The organism is Pseudomonas oryzicola, from assembly GCF_014269185.2.
Classification (GTDB): Bacteria; Pseudomonadota; Gammaproteobacteria; order Pseudomonadales; family Pseudomonadaceae; genus Aquipseudomonas; species Aquipseudomonas oryzicola.
The window spans coordinates 2,212,619-2,233,107 of record NZ_JABWRZ020000001.1; the positions used below are offsets into that span (position 1 = coordinate 2,212,619).

The 20,489-nt window shown below is 61.8% G+C and carries 35 protein-coding genes, 1 tRNA gene and 4 pseudogenes; 16 read left to right on the forward strand and 24 right to left on the reverse strand.

Annotation, left to right across the window (positions count from 1 at the left end; all coding sequences use genetic code 11):
- Positions 1 to 139: 139 nt before the first annotated feature.
- From HU760_RS09835 to HU760_RS09845, 3 genes are all read right to left on the reverse strand, one after another.
- Positions 140 to 523, reverse strand: coding sequence for a glycine zipper domain-containing protein (locus HU760_RS09835; RefSeq protein WP_186674629.1), 384 nt, complete (start codon positions 521 to 523; stop codon positions 140 to 142).
- A gap of 71 nt (positions 524 to 594) precedes the next feature.
- Positions 595 to 792 (reverse strand): hypothetical protein, encoded by a 198-nt coding sequence (locus tag HU760_RS09840; RefSeq protein WP_186674852.1) that lies wholly within the window; start codon positions 790 to 792, stop codon positions 595 to 597.
- Positions 793 to 924: 132 nt separating this feature from the next.
- Positions 925 to 1,215 carry an RcnB family protein gene (locus HU760_RS09845; protein WP_186674628.1) on the reverse strand — a complete coding sequence of 97 codons (291 nt, stop codon included), beginning with the start codon at positions 1,213 to 1,215 and terminating at the stop codon, positions 925 to 927.
- A 113-nt stretch (positions 1,216 to 1,328) separates the two neighbouring features.
- Between HU760_RS09845 and HU760_RS09850 the strand changes: the two genes are divergently transcribed.
- Both HU760_RS09850 and HU760_RS09855 read left to right on the forward strand, forming a co-directional pair.
- A complete protein-coding gene (locus HU760_RS09850; protein WP_186674627.1) occupies positions 1,329 to 1,679 on the forward strand; it encodes a hypothetical protein in 351 nt (116 codons plus the stop codon).
- A gap of 109 nt (positions 1,680 to 1,788) precedes the next feature.
- A pseudogene (locus tag HU760_RS09855) lies at positions 1,789 to 1,962 on the forward strand (SAM-dependent methyltransferase); the annotation flags it as partial.
- Here HU760_RS09855 and HU760_RS09860 read toward each other — a convergent pair.
- The 4 genes from HU760_RS09860 to HU760_RS09875 form a co-directional block, all read right to left on the reverse strand.
- On the reverse strand, positions 1,963 to 2,730 hold the full coding sequence (locus HU760_RS09860) for an SDR family oxidoreductase (protein ID WP_186674626.1): 768 nt from the start codon (positions 2,728 to 2,730) through the stop codon (positions 1,963 to 1,965).
- 36 nt (positions 2,731 to 2,766) lie between these two features.
- A complete protein-coding gene (locus HU760_RS09865; protein ID WP_186674625.1) occupies positions 2,767 to 3,834 on the reverse strand; it encodes a phosphotransferase family protein in 1,068 nt (355 codons plus the stop codon).
- 239 nt (positions 3,835 to 4,073) lie between these two features.
- Entirely contained in the window at positions 4,074 to 4,391 is a 318-nt protein-coding gene (locus tag HU760_RS09870) for an SCP2 sterol-binding domain-containing protein (protein WP_186674624.1), read from the reverse strand.
- A 56-nt stretch (positions 4,392 to 4,447) separates the two neighbouring features.
- Positions 4,448 to 5,158 (reverse strand): histidine phosphatase family protein, encoded by a 711-nt coding sequence (locus HU760_RS09875; protein WP_186674623.1) that lies wholly within the window; start codon positions 5,156 to 5,158, stop codon positions 4,448 to 4,450.
- A 197-nt stretch (positions 5,159 to 5,355) separates the two neighbouring features.
- Here HU760_RS09875 and sohB point away from each other — a divergent pair, with 197 nt between their 5' ends.
- From sohB to HU760_RS09890, 3 genes are all read left to right on the forward strand, one after another.
- Complete coding sequence (gene sohB / locus HU760_RS09880) at positions 5,356 to 6,381, forward strand: protease SohB (RefSeq protein WP_186674622.1); 1,026 nt, start codon at positions 5,356 to 5,358, stop codon at positions 6,379 to 6,381.
- Positions 6,382 to 6,535: 154 nt separating this feature from the next.
- A tRNA-Cys gene (locus HU760_RS09885) sits at positions 6,536 to 6,609 on the forward strand.
- Between the two features lie 139 nt (positions 6,610 to 6,748).
- Positions 6,749 to 7,726, forward strand: coding sequence for a tyrosine-type recombinase/integrase (locus HU760_RS09890; RefSeq protein ID WP_071984553.1), 978 nt, complete (start codon positions 6,749 to 6,751; stop codon positions 7,724 to 7,726).
- Here the strand turns inward: HU760_RS09890 and HU760_RS09895 are convergent.
- From HU760_RS09895 to HU760_RS09950, 12 genes and pseudogenes are all read right to left on the reverse strand, one after another.
- Positions 7,723 to 7,968, reverse strand: a complete 246-nt coding sequence (locus tag HU760_RS09895) for a helix-turn-helix transcriptional regulator (RefSeq protein WP_054904585.1) — start codon at positions 7,966 to 7,968, stop codon at positions 7,723 to 7,725. The two genes, HU760_RS09890 and HU760_RS09895, sit on opposite strands and share 4 nt — an antisense overlap.
- A 27-nt stretch (positions 7,969 to 7,995) precedes the next feature.
- Entirely contained in the window at positions 7,996 to 8,238 is a 243-nt protein-coding gene (locus tag HU760_RS09900) for a hypothetical protein (protein WP_186674620.1), read from the reverse strand.
- Between the two features lie 9 nt (positions 8,239 to 8,247).
- Positions 8,248 to 8,424: a hypothetical protein gene (locus HU760_RS09905; RefSeq protein ID WP_186674618.1), complete on the reverse strand. Its 177-nt coding sequence runs from the start codon at positions 8,422 to 8,424 to the stop codon at positions 8,248 to 8,250.
- A 38-nt stretch (positions 8,425 to 8,462) separates the two neighbouring features.
- Complete coding sequence (locus HU760_RS09910; protein WP_186674616.1) at positions 8,463 to 9,014, reverse strand: hypothetical protein; 552 nt, start codon at positions 9,012 to 9,014, stop codon at positions 8,463 to 8,465.
- A 67-nt stretch (positions 9,015 to 9,081) separates the two neighbouring features.
- A complete protein-coding gene (locus HU760_RS09915; RefSeq protein WP_186674614.1) occupies positions 9,082 to 9,345 on the reverse strand; it encodes a hypothetical protein in 264 nt (87 codons plus the stop codon).
- Between the two features lie 43 nt (positions 9,346 to 9,388).
- Positions 9,389 to 9,784, reverse strand: coding sequence for a DUF2591 domain-containing protein (locus HU760_RS09920; RefSeq protein ID WP_186674613.1), 396 nt, complete (start codon positions 9,782 to 9,784; stop codon positions 9,389 to 9,391).
- Positions 9,781 to 9,993, reverse strand: coding sequence for a hypothetical protein (locus HU760_RS09925; protein WP_054883282.1), 213 nt, complete (start codon positions 9,991 to 9,993; stop codon positions 9,781 to 9,783). The genes HU760_RS09920 and HU760_RS09925 overlap by 4 nt, the downstream gene beginning before the upstream one ends.
- A pseudogene (locus HU760_RS09930) lies at positions 9,990 to 10,240 on the reverse strand (hypothetical protein). Before HU760_RS09930 ends, HU760_RS09925 begins: the two are co-directional and overlap by 4 nt.
- On the reverse strand, positions 10,237 to 10,437 hold the full coding sequence (locus HU760_RS09935; protein WP_186674612.1) for a hypothetical protein: 201 nt from the start codon (positions 10,435 to 10,437) through the stop codon (positions 10,237 to 10,239). The pseudogene HU760_RS09930 and the gene HU760_RS09935 overlap by 4 nt, the downstream one beginning before the upstream one ends.
- A 338-nt stretch (positions 10,438 to 10,775) precedes the next feature.
- On the reverse strand, positions 10,776 to 11,375 hold the full coding sequence (locus HU760_RS09940) for a DUF3850 domain-containing protein (protein WP_186674611.1): 600 nt from the start codon (positions 11,373 to 11,375) through the stop codon (positions 10,776 to 10,778).
- 289 nt (positions 11,376 to 11,664) lie between these two features.
- A complete protein-coding gene (locus HU760_RS09945) occupies positions 11,665 to 12,588 on the reverse strand; it encodes a DNA cytosine methyltransferase (RefSeq protein WP_186674610.1) in 924 nt (307 codons plus the stop codon).
- A 17-nt stretch (positions 12,589 to 12,605) separates the two neighbouring features.
- Positions 12,606 to 13,823: a DNA-methyltransferase gene (locus tag HU760_RS09950; protein WP_186674609.1), complete on the reverse strand. Its 1,218-nt coding sequence runs from the start codon at positions 13,821 to 13,823 to the stop codon at positions 12,606 to 12,608.
- A gap of 151 nt (positions 13,824 to 13,974) precedes the next feature.
- Here HU760_RS09950 and HU760_RS09955 point away from each other — a divergent pair, with 151 nt between their 5' ends.
- Positions 13,975 to 14,145: a hypothetical protein gene (locus HU760_RS09955; protein ID WP_170931045.1), complete on the forward strand. Its 171-nt coding sequence runs from the start codon at positions 13,975 to 13,977 to the stop codon at positions 14,143 to 14,145.
- Between the two features lie 248 nt (positions 14,146 to 14,393).
- Here the strand turns inward: HU760_RS09955 and HU760_RS09960 are convergent, their stop codons facing one another.
- Positions 14,394 to 14,807, reverse strand: a complete 414-nt coding sequence (locus HU760_RS09960) for a hypothetical protein (RefSeq protein ID WP_186674608.1) — start codon at positions 14,805 to 14,807, stop codon at positions 14,394 to 14,396.
- Positions 14,808 to 14,917: 110 nt separating this feature from the next.
- On the opposite strand from HU760_RS09960, the gene HU760_RS09965 reads away from it, so the two are divergent.
- The gene (locus HU760_RS09965) at positions 14,918 to 15,454 is read left to right on the forward strand and encodes an NYN domain-containing protein (RefSeq protein ID WP_186674606.1); all 537 of its coding nucleotides are present in this window, start codon (positions 14,918 to 14,920) and stop codon (positions 15,452 to 15,454) included.
- Here the strand turns inward: HU760_RS09965 and HU760_RS09970 are convergent.
- The 4 genes and pseudogenes from HU760_RS09970 to HU760_RS09985 all read right to left on the reverse strand — a co-directional run.
- Complete coding sequence (locus HU760_RS09970; protein ID WP_186674599.1) at positions 15,435 to 15,962, reverse strand: hypothetical protein; 528 nt, start codon at positions 15,960 to 15,962, stop codon at positions 15,435 to 15,437. The genes HU760_RS09965 and HU760_RS09970 overlap by 20 nt on opposite strands.
- An 80-nt stretch (positions 15,963 to 16,042) precedes the next feature.
- On the reverse strand, positions 16,043 to 16,585 hold the full coding sequence (locus tag HU760_RS09975; protein ID WP_186674598.1) for a hypothetical protein: 543 nt from the start codon (positions 16,583 to 16,585) through the stop codon (positions 16,043 to 16,045).
- Positions 16,586 to 16,592: 7 nt separating this feature from the next.
- On the reverse strand, positions 16,593 to 17,156 hold the full coding sequence (locus HU760_RS09980) for a siphovirus Gp157 family protein (protein WP_186674597.1): 564 nt from the start codon (positions 17,154 to 17,156) through the stop codon (positions 16,593 to 16,595).
- Positions 17,153 to 17,731 (reverse strand): annotated as a pseudogene (locus HU760_RS09985) (hypothetical protein); the annotation flags it as partial. The pseudogene HU760_RS09985 and the gene HU760_RS09980, both read right to left, overlap by 4 nt.
- On the opposite strand from HU760_RS09985, the pseudogene HU760_RS09990 reads away from it, so the two are divergent.
- From HU760_RS09990 to HU760_RS10030, 9 genes and pseudogenes are all read left to right on the forward strand, one after another.
- Positions 17,723 to 17,866: pseudogene (locus HU760_RS09990) on the forward strand (ATP-binding protein); the annotation flags it as partial. The pseudogenes HU760_RS09985 and HU760_RS09990 overlap by 9 nt on opposite strands.
- On the forward strand, positions 17,866 to 18,057 hold the full coding sequence (locus tag HU760_RS09995; RefSeq protein WP_061550567.1) for a hypothetical protein: 192 nt from the start codon (positions 17,866 to 17,868) through the stop codon (positions 18,055 to 18,057). The pseudogene HU760_RS09990 and the gene HU760_RS09995, both read left to right, overlap by 1 nt.
- The gene (locus HU760_RS10000) at positions 18,054 to 18,275 is read left to right on the forward strand and encodes a hypothetical protein (protein ID WP_186674596.1); all 222 of its coding nucleotides are present in this window, start codon (positions 18,054 to 18,056) and stop codon (positions 18,273 to 18,275) included. The genes HU760_RS09995 and HU760_RS10000 overlap by 4 nt, the downstream gene beginning before the upstream one ends.
- Complete coding sequence (locus tag HU760_RS10005) at positions 18,268 to 18,666, forward strand: recombination protein NinB (RefSeq protein ID WP_186674595.1); 399 nt, start codon at positions 18,268 to 18,270, stop codon at positions 18,664 to 18,666. The genes HU760_RS10000 and HU760_RS10005 overlap by 8 nt, the downstream gene beginning before the upstream one ends.
- Positions 18,666 to 18,941 carry a hypothetical protein gene (locus HU760_RS10010; RefSeq protein ID WP_186674590.1) on the forward strand — a complete coding sequence of 92 codons (276 nt, stop codon included), beginning with the start codon at positions 18,666 to 18,668 and terminating at the stop codon, positions 18,939 to 18,941. Before HU760_RS10005 ends, HU760_RS10010 begins: the two co-directional genes overlap by 1 nt.
- Positions 18,932 to 19,234, forward strand: coding sequence for a nuclease domain-containing protein (locus HU760_RS10015; protein ID WP_186674589.1), 303 nt, complete (start codon positions 18,932 to 18,934; stop codon positions 19,232 to 19,234). The genes HU760_RS10010 and HU760_RS10015 overlap by 10 nt, the downstream gene beginning before the upstream one ends.
- Positions 19,231 to 19,590, forward strand: a complete 360-nt coding sequence (locus tag HU760_RS10020) for a RusA family crossover junction endodeoxyribonuclease (protein ID WP_186674851.1) — start codon at positions 19,231 to 19,233, stop codon at positions 19,588 to 19,590. The genes HU760_RS10015 and HU760_RS10020 overlap by 4 nt, the downstream gene beginning before the upstream one ends.
- Positions 19,587 to 19,733 (forward strand): hypothetical protein, encoded by a 147-nt coding sequence (locus HU760_RS10025; RefSeq protein WP_186674588.1) that lies wholly within the window; start codon positions 19,587 to 19,589, stop codon positions 19,731 to 19,733. Before HU760_RS10020 ends, HU760_RS10025 begins: the two co-directional genes overlap by 4 nt.
- Positions 19,730 to 20,410 (forward strand): hypothetical protein, encoded by a 681-nt coding sequence (locus HU760_RS10030; protein ID WP_186674587.1) that lies wholly within the window; start codon positions 19,730 to 19,732, stop codon positions 20,408 to 20,410. Before HU760_RS10025 ends, HU760_RS10030 begins: the two co-directional genes overlap by 4 nt.
- The last annotated feature ends 79 nt before the right edge of the window (positions 20,411 to 20,489 follow it).

The window sequence follows — 20,489 nt, forward strand, 5'->3', positions numbered from 1 at the left end:
GGGGCGGGGGTGTTCCTTCACACAGGGGGCACATTAGACACTAGCAGGCAGTGTGCCGGATGGTGCTGAAGGAGGTATTGATGTACTGCAGGGTTTGCAAAACACAAGGGGCCGCATTGCGGCCCCTCGGTCACTGGCATCAGTGGCGGTGACGGTGGTGCCTGCCGCCATTGTCGCCCAGGTGGTTACCGATGGCACCACCGGCCGCGCCGCCCAGGCCTGCACCCACGGTGGAGCCGGTCTTGCCGCCCACCGCGCCGCCCAGCAGCGAACCACCGGCCGAGCCCAGGCCACCGCCGATGGCCGCTTCGGTACGGTTGCCTTTGCTTGCGCCTACCGCACTGCCGGCTGCGCCGCCGAGGCCGGCGCCAATGGCCGCCCCGGTGCGGCCGCCGATCTGTTGGCCGACAACGTTACCCAGAACACCACCCAGGCCACCGCCAATGGCGGCAGTACCGTCACCGGCGAAAGCGCCCTGGCACAGCAGCAGGCCAAGGGCAAGGGAAGGCAGAGTCAAGCGCATGATACGAACCTCGAAGGAATCATCAGGTGAAAGTGCCGCGCACGGGCGGCGGGTCTGGGGGAGAAGACGTTTCAGCGGTAGTAGCGGTCACCGCGGTAATCACGATCGTCATCATCATCGTCGTCGTCATGGCGATCATGCCGATGGTGGTGGCGGTGCTCATGGTCGCGGTCCCGCCAGCCATCGTCGTCGTCATGGTAGCGATGGCTATGGCACCCTGCAGTGAGCAGGACAACGGCGATCAGCGAAAGGCTTGCAAGACGGGGTATCACGATATAGGTCCTTGATCCGCAACGGTTTACGGCACATCCCGTGAGACTGGAATCGCTCCATTTGGTTTCGCTGGCCGGCAAAAATATTTGTCGTGCCAGCGATGAGTGGATGGCGTGATGCAGGCAGCTTCAGCGCGCTGGCTGGATCGCCAGCACGACACCGTTGGTGATCTGCACCAGCACGTAGTGATCGCCCATGCGTACCCAGTGGCTTTCCTTCTCTGGTGCCGGCAGGCCTTTGCCTTTCCAGTCCTTCAGAGCCTGGTCATCGCGCTTGTACTGGTCAGGCGCCTTGTCGCCGACCTTGAGCTCGCGGTTGTGGGTTTCCGGGGCGGTGATGCTTTCTTCGCTGGACGGCGCGGCGCCGACGGTCAGGGGCAGGCAGGGCAGTGCGGCAAGCAGCAGGTAGTGCAGTTTCATGACGATTCCTCATGGCGGCATGTCTTAGCTGCGACAGCGGTTTGCACCAGGCAATTCACTCACGATGCCCGCCAGTGCTAGAGTCGCTTTCTTTTTTACCCTGAGGATGGAACATGCGTGCGATTCTGCCGATGGCCGCGGCACTGATGCTGGTGGGTTGTGCTTCTGCAACCATGGAAACGGCCCGCGGCGGCAAGCCGACCGCGCAGCTCGACTCGCACAAGGCGCCGGAGCTGGTGGCCCAGTGCATCCAGTTCAGTTGGCAGGAGGATAAGGTGTTCGGCGACGACGCCAGCGGCTATCTGGAACCGCGCAAGCAGGGCGGGTTCACGGTTTATACCCGTGAAGCCGAAGCGTTCGTGGATGTGTACCCGCAAGCCGGCGGGGCACGGGTGGATTTCTACACGCAGAAAAACGATGGCGTGGCGCTGCAGCGCCGGGCGGCGGCGGCGACCTGCCTGTAACCCACGAATGCGCCGGTACAGGCGATGACGCATTCGCTGGACTATTCGGCAGCATCGCTGGCCGAAGCGCGGGCTTTGGCCGAGCAGCTGTGCTGCGCCAATGATGTATGGCGAGGTCTTGCTGGACCAGGGCTTGCAACTGACTGCCCTGGTCCAGCACCAGAGCATTCCGTGGGAGGCGTTGCCGGGGCAGATGGTCAAGGGTGACGATGGCGAGTGGCGCTTGCGTGACCAGCCAGCACGCCTGCCCCTGAGCTATACGCTGATGGCAATCAAACCCTGATCAGGACAGATACCCACCGTCGACATTGAGTGCTGTGCCGGTGGTGTAGCTGGAGGCATCGCTGGCCAGGTACAACACGGCGCCGGCCATTTCCCTGGGGTCGGCCACGCGCTTGAGCGGGATCTGCTGCAGCGCGGCGTTGCGGATGGCGTCATTCTTCACCAGGGCCGAGGCGAACTTGGTGTCGGTCAGGCCCGGCAACAGGGCGTTGCAGCGGACGCCGAACGGCGCGCATTCCTTGGCGAAGACCTTGGTCATGTTGATGACCGCCGCCTTGGTTACCGAATAAATGCCCTGGAACAGGCCAGGCGAAACCCCGTTGATCGATGCGACGTTGATGATGCTGCCGCCGCCCTGCTCGCGCATCAACTTGCCAGCCTCCACCGACATGAAGAAATAGCCACGGATGTTGACGTCCACCGTCTTCTGGAACGCGCCCGGGTCGGTGTCCAGCACATTGCAGAACTGTGGGTTGGTGGCGGCGTTGTTGACCAGGATATCCAGCCGACCGAACTGTTCGCGAATACCGGCGAACACCTGCTGGATCTGCTCCAGTTCGCCAATGTGGCAAGCCACCGCAGTGGCCTTGCCACCCGCGGCGATGATGGCCTCGGCAACCTGCTGGCAGCCGTCGAGCTTGCGACTGGACACGATCACATGGGCACCTTGCTGCGCCAGCAAGTGGGCAATCGCCTCGCCAATGCCGCGGCTGGCGCCGGAAACGAAGGCGATCTTGCCGTCGAGGTCGAACAGGTGGGTCTTGGACATGCTGGTTTCCTTGTTATCCGTCGTCGAGGTCGGTGCTCAGAGGCTGGACTTGGCGATAACCTGCAGGGTCATCTGTTCCAGCAAGCGGTTCATGTGGATGAACTGGGCGAAACGCTTGTCCTGGGTCTGCCCATGGTAATAGCGGTAGTAGATCTGCTGGACGATGCCGGCCAGGCGGAACAGGCCGTAGCAATAGTAGAAATCGAAGTTGTCCAGGCGGATGCCGGCGCGCTCGGCGTAGTAGTCGACGAACTGGCGACGGTTGAGCATGCCCGGCGCGTTACTGGGCTGGCGGCGCATCAGTTGCATCGGCGCCGGGTCATCGGCCTCGATCCAGTAGGCCAGGCTATTGCCCAGGTCCATCAACGGGTCGCCGAGGGTGGCCATTTCCCAGTCCAGCACACCGATGATGTGCATGGGGTTGGCGGCATCGAGGATCACGTTGTCGAAACGGTAGTCGTTGTGCACGATGGCCGGGCGTGGGTGGTCGGCGGGCATCTTTTCGCGCAGCCAGGCGGTCACCTGTTCCCAGCGCGGGGCGTCCGGGGTCAGGGCCTTTTCATAGCGGCTGGTCCAGCCTTCGATCTGGCGCTGCACATAGCCTTGTGGCTTGCCGAGGTCGGCCAGGCCGCAAGCGTTGTAGTCCACCTGGTGCAGCTCCACCAGGCGGTCGATGAAGCTCTTGCACAAGGCCTCGGTGCGCGGGGCATCGAGGTCCAGTTCGGCCGGGATGTCCGAGCGCAGGATGATGCCGTTGACCCGTTCCATGACGTAGAACTCGCCGCCAATCAGGCTGATGTCGGTGCAGTGCACGAAGGCCTTGGGGCAGTACGGGAAGCCGCTGTTCAGCTGGTTGAGGATACGAAATTCGCGGCCCATGTCGTGGGCCGACTTGGCCTTCTGGCCGAACGGCGGGCGGCGCAGCACGAAGTCGCGGTCCCGGTAGCTGACCAGGTAGGTGAGGTTGGAGGCACCGCCGGGGAACTGGGTGATGCGCGGCAGGCCTTCCAGGCCGGGAATATTGGCCTTGAGGTAAGGGTCGATGACGGCTGCATCGAGTTCTTCGCCGGGGCGTACCTGGGTGGACTGGTCGGTGAGCGTCATGCGTTTTCCTTATTCTCGATCGCAAGGACTATTGGCTAATCTAATGCGCTGGTGAGGTTGGAACAAGCGTGCCAGGTGCCCTATAGGTGCGGGTGTTGCTGCTCGATCAACTGCCTTGATGAAAGCTGCATTGTTTGCTCGACGCGCTCCCGCAGACAGCCAGCGCAAGCCTGCTGAGGGCAAAAAAAAACCGAAGCCGTTCAGGCTTCGGTCTTTCGCTCTTCCGGGCTTCCCATCCCTCAGGATGGGAACAGCTCGCTGAGCTTCATAGACAGCATCATGTCGCCTTCAACGCGCAGCTTGCCGCTCATGAACGCTTGCATGCCGTCGGTTTCGCCGCTGACGATACCCTTGAGGGTTTCGCTGTCCATCACCAGCGTGCAGTTGGTATCCGGGTTTTCGCCTTCCTGCAGGTCGCAGGTGCCGTCCTTGACGATCAGCGCGTAGTGCTTGTCTTCGTCGGTGATGTTGAAGCCGAACACCAGGTCCAGGCCGGCGGCAGCGGATGGGTTGAACTTCTCTTGCATCTTTTTGACGGCATCAGCTACGGAGGTCATGGCGCATTCCTTATAGAGTGATTTACACGTCCCCGCAGGGACACAACAAGCCGGGCTCATCGATAGGTGACAAGCTCCGGCGCCTTCAACAGTTGCACATGGGCCTGGCTGTTGAAGGAAGCCAGTGCCACGTCGCGGCCGCGGAACTTCAGCTGGCTGAGCGACGTGTTGATGATCTGCCAGTTCAGCGCGAACGCCTGGCCGGGGGTAATACGGGTAACCAGGTGGAGCAGGGCGGCAATGGTGCCGCCCGAGGTGAAGATGGCGATATTCTCGCTGCCGGCGGCGCCATCGAGTACGCGGTGCAGGCCATCGCGCACCCGAGTGGTGAAGGCCTGCCAGGTTTCCAGGCCATCGTCGGCATGCTCGCCCTCGTACCAACGCTGTACCATCAGTGCGAACAGGCGCTGGAATTCGCTGCGATGCTGTGCACCATTACGCAGGATGTGCAGGGCATCAGGCTCGTCCGGCAGCAGCCCGGGTAGCAAGGCGCGGATCACGCCGTCGGCATCGAACTCATTGAACGCGGCATCGGTCTCAACAGCCGGCACCGGGCAGCCACTGGCGTGCAGGGCTTCCAGTGCCAGGCGCGCGGTATCCTGCTGGCGGCGCAGGTTGCCTGCCACGCAGCGGTCCAGGCGCACGCCGAGCTGGGCCAGGTGTTCACCGAGGGCCTGGCTTTGGCGCACGCCCACCGGCGAGAGGACGTCGTAGTCCTCGGCGCCGAAGGAGGCTTGGCCATGTCGGATCAGGTAGAGGTTGCCCACGGAAGGTTCCGGCCTGTTGGAGGTTGCTGCGAGGTTAGGATGCGGCACACGGGCTGTCAACGAAAAAACATACAAGCGTTTGAAAAGGTTGTTTGAAAGATGTTGCCAGCGTTTGCACCGGCTGGCAGCACCTCAGGCGCAACGGTATGCTTGCTACAGTTACGCGCCGTTGTGGCGCAGGCATTTAAGGAGTCAATGTGGAGTTTCTTGCCGAATACGCAAGCTTTCTCGCCAAAACCGCCACCCTGGTCATCGCCATCCTGGTGGTGCTGTCGGCCATCGCCGGGCTGCGTGGCAAAGGGCGGCGTAAACCGGGCGGGCAATTGCAGGTCACCCGTCTGAACGAATTCTACAAGGACCTGCGTGAGCGCCTGGAGTCCGGCTTGCTCGACAAGGCCCAGCTCAAGGCGTTGCGCAAGCAGCAGGCCAAGGCGGAAAAACAGCAGCAGAAGAAAAAGGGCAAGGCCGAGGAAAAGGGCCGGGTCTTCGTGCTGGACTTCGATGGCGATATCAAAGCCTCTGCCACCGAAAGCCTGCGCAACGAAATCACTGCGCTGCTGACCCTGGCCACCCCACATGACGAAGTGGTACTGCGCCTGGAAAGCGGGGGTGGCCTGGTACACAGCTACGGCCTGGCCGCATCGCAACTGGCGCGCATTCGCCAGGCCGGCATTCCGTTGACCGTGTGCATCGACAAGGTGGCTGCCAGCGGCGGTTACATGATGGCGTGCATCGGCGAGAAGATTGTCAGCGCACCGTTCGCCGTGCTGGGCTCCATCGGCGTGGTGGCGCAATTGCCCAACGTCAACCGGCTGTTGAAAAAGCACGACATCGATTTCGAAGTGCTCACTGCCGGCGAGTACAAGCGCACCCTGACCGTGTTCGGCGAAAACACCGAGAAGGGGCGGGAGAAGTTCCAGGAAGACCTGGACATCACCCACCAGCTGTTCAAGGATTTCGTCGCCCGTTATCGCCCGCAGCTGCACATCGACGAAGTGGCCACCGGCGAAGTCTGGCTGGGCGTTGCGGCACTCAACCGCAAGCTGGTGGACGAGTTGCAGACCAGCGACGAATACCTCAGCGAGCGCGCACGCACGGCCAACCTGTTCCACCTGCACTATGCCGAACGCAAGAGCCTGCAGGAGCGCATCGGCATGGCTGCCAGCGGCACGGTGGAGAACACCGTGGTGGGTTTATGGAGTAAACTTGGCCGCCTGCGCTAACACCTTGAACCCGTTGAAATTTTTTTTTGTTCAGGGGGTTGCAAGGTTAAACGAATGCAGACATAATGGCGCCCATCGAAACGCAACAAACTTTGAAAAAAGTTCAGCGTTTCAAGGAGATAGTGAAGCGCAAGCAGCTAGATCCGAACTTTGAGGCCGAGTAGCAAAGTGGTTATGCTCCGGATTGCAAATCCGTCTACGCCGGTTCGATTCCGACCTCGGCCTCCACTATTCTAAAGCCCCGCAGCCATTGAGGTTGCGGGGCTTTTTTCATGCCTGCGGATTTTGCTGGCCCCGGCCATTTGGGACAATCCTGGGACACTCGAAGAAATTGCATGTCCCACGGGTCCCCGGCAAAATCCGGTGCATGGCCACTATCGAGCAGCGCCCCAACGGGGCATGGCGGACCAAGATCCGCCGAAAAGGATATCCGACCCTCTCCGCGACCTTCGACACCAAGGCCGAGGCCCAGCGCTGGGCTGCCGAAATCGAAGGCGACATGTCGCGCGCCAGGTTCGTCGACATGCGCGAGGCGGAGAGCACGACCTTGGAAGAGGCCCTTGACCGCTACTCCCGCGAGGTGACTTCAGCCAAGAAGGGCGCCAAGCAGGAAATGACCCGCATCGCCAAGTGGAAGAAGCACAAGCTGGCGAAGAAGGGCCTGGCCGCGATCCGGTCAAGCGATATGGCTGCATATAGGGATGATGAGCTCAAGGAAGGGAAGTCCACCGCGACGGTCAAGCTCGACCTGGCGGTGATCAGCCACCTTTATACAGTGGCCATCAAGGACTGGGGTATTGAGGGGCTGAGCAACCCGGTAGCTCGGCTGAGAATGCCGAAGGGGGCGAAGTCGCGCGATCGGCGGCCGACTGCCCAGGAGCTGAAGGATGTGATCAAGGCGGCAGGCGATATCCACGCTGAGATGCCGGCGATCATCGGTATTGCGGTAGAGACGGCGATGCGCCGTAGCGAACTGCTGACGCTCCGTCGCGAGAACGTCAAAGCGAAGCACGTGATTCTGGAAGACACCAAGAACGGTACCCGTCGACTGGTCCCGCTGTCTGTCCGGGCGCGCAATCTGCTGGAGTCGCTGCCGGCGCGCCTGGATGGCAAGGTGTTCTCCCTGGTCCCGCACTCGGTCAGCCAATATTTCACCCGGGCCTGCCGGGCGGCTAACGTTGAAGACCTGCATTTCCATGACCTTCGCCATGAAGGGACGTCGAGGCTGTTCGAAAAAGGTCTGTCGATGATGGAGGTCAGCACAATCACGGGGCACAAGTCCTTGAGCATGCTCAAGCGCTACACGCATCTGTGCCCCGATACCCTGGCTGACAAGCTCGGTTAACGCACGCTGGCGAGCGTCGGGGGCGCCTGGCGCTTCCGGCCTGGCTTCGCCGGAGTGTGCAGTCCGCTCTCGCACTCCTGCAAAAACTGGCGCACCGTGCTGACCCGCCAGCAGATCCGGCTGCCTTGTTTGAAGAACGGCGGCAGCCAGGATGCCCCGGCCTGCCGGGCGCTGCGGATGGCGGATTCGGACCGGCCAAGGAGCTTGGCCAGTTCGGGGATGTGGATGATTTCTGGTTCCATGTGGGGCTCCTGCCGCACCCGGCGGCATCAGTAGGATGCGACTATCTTTTTGCGCTGCTCATGCAGCTCGTTTTCTCTGGCCAGCTGCGCCTCACGGTCAGCGAGCCACTTCCTGGCTTTGTCCTGCGCGGCCTTGGCGCTGGTGAACAACTTCGGCCGCGGGTGCTTCATGCCTTTGCTGTCCACGCAGAACAGGCCTTTGCGCACGATGGTGACCTCCCTGACGGCGAAGTCCTCGCCCAGGGTGTAGGCCTTGAATGGGGTGGTCATGGGTAATCCTCAGGCCGTGAATTTGTGCCCGACCTTCGCCGCGCGGGCGGCTTCCTCGGTGCGGAACATGAGCCTGGTCTTGCTGGTGCTGCCCCAAGCGTTGTACTCGACATCGACCCACCAGGCGCCGAACTTGCGGTACGGCTCGCCGAGGATCTTCGTGACGTAGCAGTCGATCAGGTTCATGGATGGTCTCCACGCCGCCGGTGGCGGCAGGTTGGTGGTCAGGCCAGCAGCACTTCGCGCACGACTTCCCAGAGTCGAGCGGCGGGCCATTGGTAGCGGTCAAAGTCTGTGTCCGGCTGGATACCGTAGCGGCAGGTGGAGTGGGCACCTTCCGGGAACTCGGCATCCTTCCGCATGATGGTCGCTACCCGGCCGTCACCACCTGGCTCGGTTCTGTGGTAGTCGTAGGCGTAGGTAAGGTATTCACCCCCTGCATAGATCAGGTCGGTTCCTTGGTGGGCCATATCGGCACGGCCATCCGGCGTCCAGGGACGCCCGCCACCGGCTTGGCGCTTCCCTTCATGCAGGTACAACACGAACTCGCCATCGGCGTGCCGCACAGGCTCGTATCGATGGTTGATCTGTTCGCCGACAAGCACACGGGACACGAAGCTGAAGCGGTGATCGTGAATGGCCGAGTGCTCGAGGCAACTGCGCCGCGGCAGTTCGGGGTGCCACACGTGCAGGCGTTGGTCGCCCTGCAGCTGCACCTGGACGAAGCCCAGGCCGTGGAGCGTGATCTTGTCGGTCATCACATCGTCGATGATCATGGCAATAGCTCTCCATGCCCGCGCATGTCGGCGGGCTTGAGTAGTAGGGGGAGGGGTTAGGCTGGAATTAGCCGTAGTCGAAGTCGTATTCGGCGAAGCATGGCGCGCATAGTGGGCGTTGTCCGCGCTGCGCCCATGCCGAGGCCTTCAGCAGCCAGCGGCTCTTGTCGACGAACCTGCCACAGTCGCGACAGTGGGTGTGATGTTCCTCGGCCTTGAGCTGCGCGAACTGGGCGATGCGCTGGCGCTCTTCCTCTTCGAGCAGTTTCCGAAAGTGCTCTCGCTCTTCTTTCTCCGTCATGTGCGGGTAGATCTTGCTCATTTCGGTCATCGCGGCCCCCTGTAGATCAGGTAGGCCATGTAGGCGAGGGCGATCATGGCATCAGCTCCTTGGGCACCTGGACGGTATCGCCGAGCATGTGGGCTACGATTGCACGACAGACCGCAACCAGAGCCGTTTCGCCTTTCTGGCCTAACGGGTGACCCCATTCGGTGTTGGCATTCCAGGGGCCTGATTTGTTCTCCAGCGGCGCGCCAAGATCAAGCTTGTACTTATCGATCAAAGGGCCGCCCAGCGCCCAGTCCTCCCACGGGTTGAAGCGTTTGGTGTGTTCGATGGCCTGACCTTGGTACCGCGCAAACACCCGCCACGGAACGCCGTTGTAGCCGGGCGGGGCCAGTTGCAGGTCCAGGCCTTCTGCCTTTCCTACTGCCCAGCCCAAGGCCTCGCCGACCAGGTTGGATACCCTCACTTCGATCAGGTCGGTCATGGCGCCACCTGCTGTGCGGCCAAGCGCTTTCTGCGTTGTTCCTGGCCCTGCCGCTCGTGCGCCGCGTAGACCCGTAGGCACTTCTTGCAGGTGACCTCTTGCGGTCGATCAGATCCGTCCATGTCTTCGCCGGCCTGGTTGCACGCGATCTGGCAGTCATGATCGTCGAAGCACCAGAAGTGCGAGACCAAGTGGATTACCTTGCTCACATCTCATACCTCTCATCAATCCAGCGCCCAGGCGCCAGAGCGGGTATAGGTTCGGGTTGGTTTCGTGCGGGGAGAGCTGGCGCTCGTTGCCGGCCTGCAGCTGGCTGTCGGGGATGCAGCTGATGCCGACCCCATTCAGCAGGTAGCAGGTGACGCCGCGCTTGCTGTCGTGCTGCACGTCGATGACGTTCTCGGTTGCGCTGGCACCGGTGGCCAGCAGCAGGAGGCAGAGGGCGAGGCGGGTCATGGCTGCACCTTGCAGTTCTGGATCAGAGATATCGACGTGATTGCGCAGGGCAGTCCATTGTCAGCGGCCAGCTTCGCTTCCATGCTTTCGATTTGCTGGCGAGTTGGGGCGTCATCGGTGTCGCGCTCATGGAAGAGCCTGCCGCCGCCGACTTTGCACAGGTAGCCGATCAGGTAGGTCCGCTTGATTTCAGGCACAGGGCGTCCTTGGCCGCCATATCGCGGCAGTGAATAGAGGGGAGAGGGGTTACAGCGGAGTGGAGTACAAATGTGCTCCGGTGGGGCTCAGGCGAACATACCCAGGTCGCTGCGCACGTCGTGGTTCTTCTCGACATGGCCGCACGGGTTGTTCCAAGAGTGGACCTGAAGACGCCTGCTGCCGTCGTAGCTGACGCTCGCGAAGGGTTCACCGCGTGGCCTGCCACAAACCCTGCACACCCACGGCAGGGTGACCTTAATGGAGTGGAAGCCACCGTGGTCTTGGCACACTGGAATAGTCACGCTTCGGTACTCTGCCGATGGTTGCATGGTGCCGGTCATAGCTTGCGCTCCAGGGCGGCACGGGCAACGGTGCCATCTTCGATGAAGTCCGGTTCGTCGCCGCACCAAAGGATGTTCAGCGGTTCGCCGCTCACGGTGTCCCAATTTCCGCTTTCGAAGTGGTAATGCTCGCGGTCTGCGTAGAACTTCAGCGCAGCGCGCAGCCGTTCAACCTCAGCGCTATAGGTCATCGGACCCAGTCCAACAATCGGCAGCCCAGTCGCCGCCGCATCCCTCTCTGCCTCTACTTTGGTCCACCAGAAGGCAGTACCAACCATCCAGGCTATAGCCTCGGGGTGGGGCTGCGGGGCTGGTTGGCCGTAGCTCAGCACGCACAAGTGATCCGGCAGGCCGTAGTGCTTTTGCACATGGGTGATAGTCCGGCGTAGAACCGTGCCGGTGTAGTCGCGGGAATCGTCGATCTCGCGGAGCAGAACCGTGTCGCCGACGGCGAACTCACGGTCTGAGCAATCCCGGACCTCGCCGGTCTTGAGGCCGCTGAGCAAGTCAGCCAGCGGGGTCTGTCGGATCTTCAGTTCGTGCTCACGCGGCACGCTGACCATCTCTGTGTTGCTGGATCGGTTTTCTGTGGGCATGGGGATACCTCAAGAGAATTGGTCTAGAGTCAATTAGCCACTACAAGGAGGGCTGCAACATGGAATGCTTCGTGTGCGGTACTGAATCCGAGCGGTTCCAAACCGTTGGTGATTGGACAGAGCTAAATTGTCCTGATGGATGTGGTCACTACCGGTTATCCGGAACCCTTGCCGGTGAGCTGGCAGTTAATGGGCGAAGGCTGGATGTAGATGGAACGAGAACTTGGCTCGCAACACAGCGCGTTACTCACCCGGCGCCGCTGATTACTTCTTCGACAGCAATTTACGGCTAAGCAGCTTTAAGCAGTGCCTCAATCACCCGCTGACCAGCTAGAGGCGGTACCGCATTTCCTGCCATGTGCATGGTCAGCCGGTGGTTGTCCGGGCGCAGGGTGTCTGCCGGGAAGGACATTGCGGCCAGGGCCTCGCTGGCGCTGAGCATCCGCATACGGTCACCGTCGACCAGGGCCCAGCGGTCCAAGGTGGTGATGGTGCCGATCGGCCGGTTGATGTCGCGGCCGGTGGTACCGGAGCCTTTGCCGTAGTAGGGCATGATGAACCGGCCCCCGAAGCGCTGGCGGCCGTTGCGCACCCGGTCGAGCGTGGCCTGGGCCCGGCCTGGCTTCTCGATGAGAGACCAGCGCCCGGCGTCGAAGTCGAGGAAGGTGCTTGCCGGCACATGCCGCTCCTGCGGTAACTGCAGCATCAGTGGGGCCTTGCTGCGCGTCAGGACCATGAACAGGCGCACCCGGTGTTGCGGCACGCCGAGGTCTGCGCAGTCCACGATGTGCGGCGCACACTGGTAGCCCATCGCTTGGATGGCCTGCAACCAAGCTGGGTAGAGCAGCCAGTCGGTGAACTCTGGCACGTTCTCGATCACTGCCGCCTGCGGCCGGTGGAACTCAAGGGCCGATACCGGCGCCCAGGCCGTCGAGCGCGAGGCGTCGTGCTCGGGATTGCCCGACTTCTTGCCGCGGGCCTTGGCGTGGCCCTGGCAGCAGGGCGAAGCCAGCAGGATGTCGTGTGCCGGTACCTGCTCCCAGCGTGCCTGGTGCAGGTCCTGGCATACGTGCTGCGTGTCGGGGTGGTTGGCGCTGTGCCATTCAACGGCTACCGGCCAGTGGTTTGCCGCCCAGAGAACCTGGACGCCTGCGGCGCGCGCGCCGGTGCTCCATCCACCGAGGCCGGCGAACAGGTCGATTGCTGTGGTCATGGTGTCTCGCTGTAATGTCAGCTGCCAAAGAGGCTCAGTTGTTGTTCAGCTGGCGGCTCCCGCAAGGCGACAGCTTTCGCCAGCTCGTGCTCAATACGTCCCTTGGCGATCGCCAAGTACTCCGGGTCTAGCTCGCAGCCGATGAAGTTGAATCCTTCGCGCATGGCGGCTTTGCCTGTGCTTCCGCTTCCCATGAACGGGTCGAGGGCGGTACCGCCAGGCGGGGTTACCAGGCGCAGCAGGTAGGCCATCAGATCAGTCGGCTTGACCGTGGGGTGGTGGTTCCCATTGCGCTTTGGCCAATCGGCGTTCTCGCGCTCCCGCATGGTGGCCCCGGCGGCCACGGCCGGCTGCTCGCCGACAGGAAGACCGTCGTTGCGGTCGGCGCGGCTCGCCTTGGCGCAGTAGAAGAACCGCGCTGCGCTGCCTGAGTCCATGCGGCGCTCGCCAGGCTTCATCCTGAACCCGACCAGTCCGGCATTGCTGCTGTTGGCCGATGGTTCTTCGCCACGGCCGCGCCGCATGGCTCCGTAGGCGTTTTGAGTCTTCCTGGCTTCGCTGTTGGTGCTGGCGTTGGCGAGTTGGCCTGGGGCGTCAGGGAACTGCTCGAGAGCTACCGGGCTACCATCGTGGATCAGGTTGGCGGGCCAACGGCCAACATTCGGGTCACGTCCAGACTCATCGCCGGTCTCTCGGCGCAAAGATCCATCAGCCGAGCCAGACAAGCTATTGCCCGCTGCAGCTCTGCTGAGGCTGGCTGGCACAGACTTGCTGTCACCGATGCGGCACCCATCGATGTTCAGCGCCCCCGTGCCATGCGTCAGAACGTTCGTCGCCACGGTTCCGATCAGGGGCTTGCGTGCCATGGTGATCGGCTCCAATGCTGGCTTGAGTGCGGTGCCCCAGCCTTGCCAGGCGCCGCCGAGGTTGTGCGACTTTGGGAAGCCAGAGCCGTACACCCACGCGATCATGTCGCGGATCTCGAAGCCCGCGTCCTCGATACGGACGGCCATGCGGTGCTGGGTGCGGGTGCCGGCGAACGCCAGAAGATGGCCGCCAGGCTTGAGCACTCGCAGGCACTCTGCCCAGATATTGACACTGGGCACGTCGTAACCCCAGCGCTTGCCCATGAAGCTCAGTCCATAGGGCGGGTCGGTGACAATACTGTCGATCGAGTTATCGGGCATGTCCCGCATCGCCTCGATGCAGTCGCCAAGGTGAAGCATGTACGTCATGGCAGGCTCCAGGCGTGCAGGCGCCGCCCTCGCCGGGGAGGCGTTCATCGTTTGATAGGGGAAGGCGCTGGCGGGCAGCGCTTGGTGTCAGTTTTTGCGGAAGGATTCGATCTTTGCTATAAAGCCCGACCATTTCACAGGAAGGATCCTTATGAAACGCACCATCATTGGCGCCATGCTCGTTGCTGTTACTGCGCTGTCGTTGAGCGGCTGCTTCGAATCCGAGGCCGAAGAGAAGGCGAAGGAGCAGCAAGAAGCCAGCGAGAAATTTTGGAAAATCACTCCGCCAGACGAGAGCCAGGACCAAGGGTTCAAGCCATGATCCGTGCCTTCGCACTAGCTATCATTGCTTTAGTCAGCGCTGGGTTGCTCAGTGGGTGTCTGGAGTCAGACGCAGAGAAGCAGGCCCAAATCGACGAGCAGAAGTCTAAGGACTTTTGGGACATGGGCGGTCCTACTGATCGCAGCAAGAGCAAGGGTTACACGCCCTGACGCACCGCTTTTCTTAACGCCGCCGACATAGGCGGCGTTTTCATATGCGCGGTTGCGCTGGCGGGCAGCACCGGAGGGTCAGGCGGCGCGCACCTTGAAGGTCAGCATTGCTGTGGCGTCGTCGTTGAAGCACTCGGCCAGTTCCTGATAGGCCCGGTACTTGGCCTGGCTGCGGGTCGCTGCCCACACGCGCTGCACGTAGTGGCGCGCATCGCCCAGCATGTACCGAACGTCATCCCAGTCGTACATGCCATTGGCGAGAACTTCCCACTGCTTCAGCGGCAGCTTCTCGGCCATTTCGCCGTACTGCATCTCCCAGGTGGGGTGGTAGTTGCGAATGCGCTTCTTCGGATCGCTGTCGAGGATGACGCCGATGTAGTGGCCACGGTCGGCCATTATCACGACTGGCTCACCGTTGGCGATGACTCGGCGCCCGATCTCGGCCGGCACGTCGTAGGTTCGGCGGACGTAGTCGCAGTTGTAGTTGCTCATGGCTTTCTCCATGCATGCGCCGCCCTCCGTGGCCGGATGCGGCATGGTGGCAATTTGGTTTGGGATGGGGTATTACGGGTGACCGGCACGGAGCCGGATTAGGAGATCGAATGGCAAACCTGGTTTATGTGGACAATTCCAACGTCTGGATCGAGGGAATGCATGTTGCTGCTTATGCGAACGGGTTGGCACCTGACGTGTGGGCAGCAGTGCAAAACAAGATCTGCGACCATAGCTGGAAGCTTGATTTCGGGAAGCTTTTCCAGTTTGCAGGTGGAGACAAGGCAGATGTGCGCAAGGCGGCGCTCTTCGGTTCTCGGCCACCGCAAAATGACTCCGTGTGGGATGCTGCGCGACGCAACGGCTTCCAAGTCACGACCTACGACCGAAACGTCGTAAATCATGAAAAGAAGATTGATACGGATATCGTGGCTACGATGATCGAAGATTCCTTCACGGTTCTTCAGCCCGGTGACGAAATCACGCTTGTTGCTGGCGATGCAGACTATGTTCCGGCCATTGAGAAATTGAAGGCTCGTGGAATTGCAGTCCATGTAGTGTTCTGGAAGCACGCCTCTCGCGAACTCAAGCAAGCAGCAACCAAATTCGTTGAGCTGGATCCTTACCTCAATCACCTTTCTCGCTAACTGGGCAAACGACCTCATCCCCCGGGTCTTGTTGAATCATCAGCATGCTTTTCCGCGCGAAGGCCAAGGCCAGCCTTGGCGAGATGCTGATTTCGTGCCGCGGCGGGGTGAGAAACTTCGCCGCGTGCAGCGCGCCCAGGGCGTGAATGCTATGGATCAGCGCCTCGATCATCTGGCTGTACGTCGTGTCAGCCCAGCCGCAAATCGCTCGCAGGTGCTGGCCAGTTCGCTTCCTGGCTGACAGCCTCAACGGTTCAGTCCGCGCCACAACCCGGTGACCTTTGATTTCGTGGCGCGCAATCCTGAACAGTGCGTGATGTCCGAGAGCCTCGACGTGATGAATCATCAGCGTCATCGCCTCGCCCTGTTCCTCGATCCCGGCCCATTCCATCAGTTCCAGCAGGGCCTGTTTAGTCCCTGGTCGAACCTTCAAGCGCAGGTCTTCTTCCTGCAGGCGCTCGGCCTTCTCGCGCCGGCGCTTGTCGCGCTCTTGGGGCGTCATAGCCATTCGGCACCTCCTTCAATCCGCTGGGCGGTAGGTTGAATTGTTCTTGCCGCCGGCGCTGGCGGACCAGTTGTTGAGCTTTTTCATTTCCTGATGCGTACCCGTGGGAAGTCGATACCGTTGCGCTCGATTATGTTGACCAGCGTCCCATAGTTGAGGCTCAACTGCTCGGCCACCTGGGCGCGGTGCAGGCCGGTATCCCGCAACGCGCAGATCCGCTGGACCACCTTCAGCTCCTCGATCCGCTTCAGGTTCCGCTGGATCTGGCGTTGGGCGTCCCGCTTGCTGTTTGCCGACTTCTTCCGCTCCGGGCGCCGGAAAACGAAGTTGCCTTCGCGGGCCGCTCGGAATAGGGCCTGCTTAGAAATGCCAGTGGCCTCGTGGACCTGCTGGCAGGTCATGGTTTTGGCCATCTCCGCAACCTGGTCGGCGCGGGCTTTCATTTTTTCCTTGCGTGGCGATGGTGCGGCCTTCTTGGCGGGCGCCTTTGAAGCCGGCGCTGGCTGAGCTTCAGGGCCTTTGCGCGGAGGCAGTGGCCGATAGGTGAAGCCCTCCAGCACGACGAGTTGGCCGCCAGACGCGAAGAAGGCCGCTTTGGCGGCCTCCAGGTCGATGGATTGGTTCATGCTTGCCTCACTTGATGCGGATCGAGCTCTCGCCGCGCTCAAGGTGCGCCCAGGCTGGCTCTGGGATGAGTTCGTCTTCACAGTCTTCGCCGGCAGCCATGCGCTTGTGCACGGCTTCGTTGTGCTCGCGGACGGCCTTGAGCTTGGCGGCGATGGCATTCTTGTCCGGTGCGATCTTGGTCACCACAGACGTCAGTTCATCCGGTACCGCCTGTTCGTTGTCGACGATTACCTTCTCTTTGCCGGTGACGAGGCTGATGGTGAAAAGCGGGCGCTTGATCGTCTTGATGTTGGCCGCGTCCATGTTCCGGCGCAGGTAGTCGGTGATGGCCGTGACGCTGTTGGCCTTGATGCGCTTGAGTTCGTTGAGGCGGTCGATTTCCGCGTCGATCGCGCTGATGTCGCCCTCGATGTTCCGGCGCAGCATGACGATGTTGTCTGCCTTCACCTCGAACTCGCCCTGGATGCCGGCCATGGTGTCCTGAATGGCCTGCTTGAGGCCTTCATCGTCGGTGTCACACATTGCGGCCAATTCGGCCATCTGGTCGGTGAGTGCGTAGAGCTGGGTCATGATGCAGCCTCCTGTGCCTTGCCGGCTTCGAGGTTCTTCAATTCAAGGGAGATCCGGGCGGCGCCTCTCTCGTCTTTGCGGGCGATTAGCCTGCGAACTGCGTGATCGTGGATCTTCTTGCGCTCATGCGGCGTTACCGCCTTCTGCATGGTCTCGATCGTGTCCTTGATGAAGTCCAGCCGCTCCTGCTGTTGGCGCTCTATCTCGGCCTGGCGGTCTTCGGCCTGTTCGATCGCTTGCTCGGCCTGAAGCTGCTGCACGTAATTCACGTCATCGAACATGCCCAGGAACACGTCGGCGCTGAAGCCCAGCATGGACAGGGCTTTCTTGATGGCATCGGTCAGCGACTTCTTCGGCGCCTCGCCATCGGTGGTCATGCCGTACTTGGTCTTGTACTGGTACCGGGTGCACCCGTACTGCTCGACCTCGCCGCGTTGGCCGTCCTGCATGAACCAGAGCTGGATTTTGACGGTGTGGCCGATCTCCCGGCCCAGGCAGATTCGCTTGTCGCCTTCACCAGCAAACACCTCGTGGCCGTCGTCAAATCGCTCTTCGAGGACCTTCCAGCCCCAACCGTGGTGATTTCCAACCTGGATGCCGAGCAGTTGCCGGTGGCCATGGGCGAGCGCTGCGTTGACCGCCTGCGCGAGGGAAATCTGATCGTCGTCCTGTTCGACTGGGAATCGCATCGCGGCAAGGAGGCCATCTGATGACCCCTGCACAAGAAATCACAGTCGCCCAGCTCAAGAGCCAGGGCTTCGCGCAGGTCGTCGAAGGCCGCGAAATTGTCCGCATGACCAAGGGCGCAGACCGCCGCGTCGTGATGGCCGATGGAAGCCAGAAGCGCGGGTATCACGTTGAGTTTGAGCGCGCCGGACAGCCGGCCGGGGAGGGCGTATGACCGTCGACAAGAAAAAACTTCAGCCCTTGCTGTGGTCTGTTGTGGCCTCCTGGCGGTCGGGTAGCGATGCTTTCGAGCGTCACACCGATGCCCTGGACAAGTTCCTCGGTGAGACGACCGTGGAGGAAGTCGCGCTGGGCCTGCTCAATGAGATCAGCGAGCTCACCGCTCGGGTTCGTGCCGTGGAAAAGCAGCTGCAGGAGGTGGCCAGTGTCTGAGTTCGCTCTTCGTAGCGCCCAGGACCTCAACCGCCTCTACGGCGCCCTGCACGCCATCGACCTGACCAAGCCCAAGGTGGTGGTCATCAAGGACGAGAAGCGTCCCGACGTATGCAACCGGAAGATGTGGGCAATGCTTCGTGACGTCTCCCAGCAGGTGGAGTGGTACGGCCGCAAGCTCACAGACGAGGACTGGAAGCACATCTTCAGCGCCGCGGTGCAGAAGCAGGACGCGGTTCCTGGCATCGACGGCGGCTTCGTTGTTCTGGGCGTCTCGACCCGCAAGCAGTCGCTGAAGTGGTTCAGCGACCTGTTCGAAGTGATGCACGCCTTCGGCGCCGAGCATGGCGTGCGCTGGACTGAGCCGGATCGGTGGGGAGGGCGGTACTGATGAGCAAGTTCAACGTAGGCGACCTGGCACTGACCATCTACCCAGTTCCCGGCGTGCCTGCTGGCACGGTGGTTGACCTCCTCCACAAGCTTTCCCCGGGGGAAGCGTTCAAGGGCCCTGATGGCTTGACCTACACCGCCTTGGCGCGTGGGTGGATCTGCGCCCGACCTGGTGATAACCGCAGCGTGGCATACGCAGAGACGAGCCTTATGCCCCTGCGCGGCGACTTCGAGCCCGAGCAGCAGAAAGCCAAGGAGGCCGAGCCATGCGCGTAGTCAGCAAGAAGGTGCGCGAGAGCGCACGAGGCCAAGAATGCACCGTCCGGATTCCCGGCACATGCAATTTCAACCCGGAGACCACCGTGCTGGCCCACCTGCCTTGCGGGCAGAAGGGCATGGGCATGAAGGGCTTCGATACCGTGGCGGTTTACGCCTGCAGCGCATGCCACGACGTACTCGACGGGCGTGGGAAGGGCGAGGTGGACTGGTCCGACATGCCTCGGGCGATCGCTGAGACTCATGAGGCCCTTATCCGGGCCGGCATTCTGACCGTGAAGGGGGCTGCCTGATGGAACTGACACTACCGTGGCCACCGGCCGCATGCAGCCCAAATGCGCGAGTGCACTGGTCCAGAAAGAGCAAGGCGGCGAAGACCTATCGCTATGCCTGCTTTCTCCTAGCCAGGCAAGCAGGCATCCAGCCTCCGGAGGGTGATGCACTGCTCATGCTGGAGTTCGTGCCGCCCGATCGCCGGCGGCGCGACGACGACAACCTGCTGGCGATGTTCAAGGCCGGCCGTGACGGCCTGGCAGATGCCCTGGGCATCGACGACAACGTTTTTGCTACCCAGATCAGGGTGAGCAAGGAAACGACCAAGGGCGGCGCCGTGCGCGTACGCATACAGGCACAGGAGACAGCAGCATGACACCAGCATGGGGATTCCTGATTTTGGCCGCCCTGATGGTGGTGGCCGGTGTGGCGCTGTCCTGGGCAGGCGCCGTGCGCCGCAAGCGCAGCTACGAAGAATTCATCTTGAGTAAGGCCAAGCAGGCAGGGGGCAAGCAATGAGCTATCAGAACGTGGTATCGGCAGTGGTCCGCGCCCTGGCGGCCGAGACGATCAACAGCGCCGGCGGCTGCAATGTCGAGCCTCGGGTGCAGGCCAGCAAGCTCAAGGGCGAGATATCGGGGAAAGATGCCGCGCTGCTGGCTGACTCCATCGTGCACAAGCTGCTGCACGCCCAGCTCAGTCCGCGACACTGGAATGCCCTGGTGGCGAAGTACAGCACGCACAAGGGGCGCAAGATTGATTCCATTGGCCGTCTGGTCGCCATCGTGCCAACCCCGGCGCCGAAGCGCTTCACTCAGCAGGCAGTTCTGGTCTGGGCTGTTCCGCAGCAAACGAAGGGAATTCAGCGCAAGGTGCCCCAGTTCAAGGTGCCTGATCCTCGCGAAAACGAACGGGAGGGGCAGTGGGACTGGCGCAACAAGGCTGCTGCTGCCGCTGCTGAGCGCGCCAACAAGCACGCCCGTGCCGTGGCCGAGGTGAAGCCGGGCGAGATGATCGTCCTGGCCGAGTCGAACTACGATATGACCAACTGGGATTCCCAAGGCCTGACCGAGCGCACCTACCAGCGTTGGAACCGGGCAATCAAGGGCGCGCTGGAGTCGCTGGTGAACGAGGCGCTGACCGAGGCCCAGCACATGCTTGAAGCGATTGGCGTGCTGTTCGACGAGGCGGCGTGAAAAGGCCCTCAAAAGGGCTTGCAATATCATGTCGCCATGTCGTAAATTTGCTCCATCCTGTCATTCCTGCGCGTGTTGA

What these genes read in the sequence shown, in the direction of transcription:
- HU760_RS09835 (WP_186674629.1), bottom strand. Translation starts at nt 523, where the DNA reads ATGCGCTTGACTCTGCCTTCCCTTGCCCTTGGCCTGCTGCTGTGCCAG.
- HU760_RS09845 (WP_186674628.1), bottom strand. Translation starts at nt 1,215, where the DNA reads ATGAAACTGCACTACCTGCTGCTTGCCGCACTGCCCTGCCTGCCCCTG.
- HU760_RS09850 (WP_186674627.1), top strand. Translation starts at nt 1,329, where the DNA reads ATGCGTGCGATTCTGCCGATGGCCGCGGCACTGATGCTGGTGGGTTGT.
- HU760_RS09860 (WP_186674626.1), bottom strand. Translation starts at nt 2,730, where the DNA reads ATGTCCAAGACCCACCTGTTCGACCTCGACGGCAAGATCGCCTTCGTT.
- HU760_RS09865 (WP_186674625.1), bottom strand. Translation starts at nt 3,834, where the DNA reads ATGACGCTCACCGACCAGTCCACCCAGGTACGCCCCGGCGAAGAACTC.
- HU760_RS09870 (WP_186674624.1), bottom strand. Translation starts at nt 4,391, where the DNA reads ATGACCTCCGTAGCTGATGCCGTCAAAAAGATGCAAGAGAAGTTCAAC.
- HU760_RS09890 (WP_071984553.1), top strand. Translation starts at nt 6,749, where the DNA reads ATGGCCACTATCGAGCAGCGCCCCAACGGGGCATGGCGGACCAAGATC.
- HU760_RS09895 (WP_054904585.1), bottom strand. Translation starts at nt 7,968, where the DNA reads ATGGAACCAGAAATCATCCACATCCCCGAACTGGCCAAGCTCCTTGGC.
- HU760_RS09900 (WP_186674620.1), bottom strand. Translation starts at nt 8,238, where the DNA reads ATGACCACCCCATTCAAGGCCTACACCCTGGGCGAGGACTTCGCCGTC.
- HU760_RS09905 (WP_186674618.1), bottom strand. Translation starts at nt 8,424, where the DNA reads ATGAACCTGATCGACTGCTACGTCACGAAGATCCTCGGCGAGCCGTAC.
- HU760_RS09910 (WP_186674616.1), bottom strand. Translation starts at nt 9,014, where the DNA reads ATGATCATCGACGATGTGATGACCGACAAGATCACGCTCCACGGCCTG.
- HU760_RS09915 (WP_186674614.1), bottom strand. Translation starts at nt 9,345, where the DNA reads ATGACCGAAATGAGCAAGATCTACCCGCACATGACGGAGAAAGAAGAG.
- HU760_RS09920 (WP_186674613.1), bottom strand. Translation starts at nt 9,784, where the DNA reads ATGACCGACCTGATCGAAGTGAGGGTATCCAACCTGGTCGGCGAGGCC.
- HU760_RS09940 (WP_186674611.1), bottom strand. Translation starts at nt 11,375, where the DNA reads ATGCCCACAGAAAACCGATCCAGCAACACAGAGATGGTCAGCGTGCCG.
- HU760_RS09945 (WP_186674610.1), bottom strand. Translation starts at nt 12,588, where the DNA reads ATGACCACAGCAATCGACCTGTTCGCCGGCCTCGGTGGATGGAGCACC.
- HU760_RS09950 (WP_186674609.1), bottom strand. Translation starts at nt 13,823, where the DNA reads ATGACGTACATGCTTCACCTTGGCGACTGCATCGAGGCGATGCGGGAC.
- HU760_RS09955 (WP_170931045.1), top strand. Translation starts at nt 13,975, where the DNA reads ATGAAACGCACCATCATTGGCGCCATGCTCGTTGCTGTTACTGCGCTG.
- HU760_RS09960 (WP_186674608.1), bottom strand. Translation starts at nt 14,807, where the DNA reads ATGAGCAACTACAACTGCGACTACGTCCGCCGAACCTACGACGTGCCG.
- HU760_RS09965 (WP_186674606.1), top strand. Translation starts at nt 14,918, where the DNA reads ATGGCAAACCTGGTTTATGTGGACAATTCCAACGTCTGGATCGAGGGA.
- HU760_RS09970 (WP_186674599.1), bottom strand. Translation starts at nt 15,962, where the DNA reads ATGGCTATGACGCCCCAAGAGCGCGACAAGCGCCGGCGCGAGAAGGCC.
- HU760_RS09975 (WP_186674598.1), bottom strand. Translation starts at nt 16,585, where the DNA reads ATGAACCAATCCATCGACCTGGAGGCCGCCAAAGCGGCCTTCTTCGCG.
- HU760_RS09980 (WP_186674597.1), bottom strand. Translation starts at nt 17,156, where the DNA reads ATGACCCAGCTCTACGCACTCACCGACCAGATGGCCGAATTGGCCGCA.
- HU760_RS09995 (WP_061550567.1), top strand. Translation starts at nt 17,866, where the DNA reads ATGACCCCTGCACAAGAAATCACAGTCGCCCAGCTCAAGAGCCAGGGC.
- HU760_RS10000 (WP_186674596.1), top strand. Translation starts at nt 18,054, where the DNA reads ATGACCGTCGACAAGAAAAAACTTCAGCCCTTGCTGTGGTCTGTTGTG.
- HU760_RS10010 (WP_186674590.1), top strand. Translation starts at nt 18,666, where the DNA reads ATGAGCAAGTTCAACGTAGGCGACCTGGCACTGACCATCTACCCAGTT.
- HU760_RS10015 (WP_186674589.1), top strand. Translation starts at nt 18,932, where the DNA reads ATGCGCGTAGTCAGCAAGAAGGTGCGCGAGAGCGCACGAGGCCAAGAA.
- HU760_RS10025 (WP_186674588.1), top strand. Translation starts at nt 19,587, where the DNA reads ATGACACCAGCATGGGGATTCCTGATTTTGGCCGCCCTGATGGTGGTG.
- HU760_RS10030 (WP_186674587.1), top strand. Translation starts at nt 19,730, where the DNA reads ATGAGCTATCAGAACGTGGTATCGGCAGTGGTCCGCGCCCTGGCGGCC.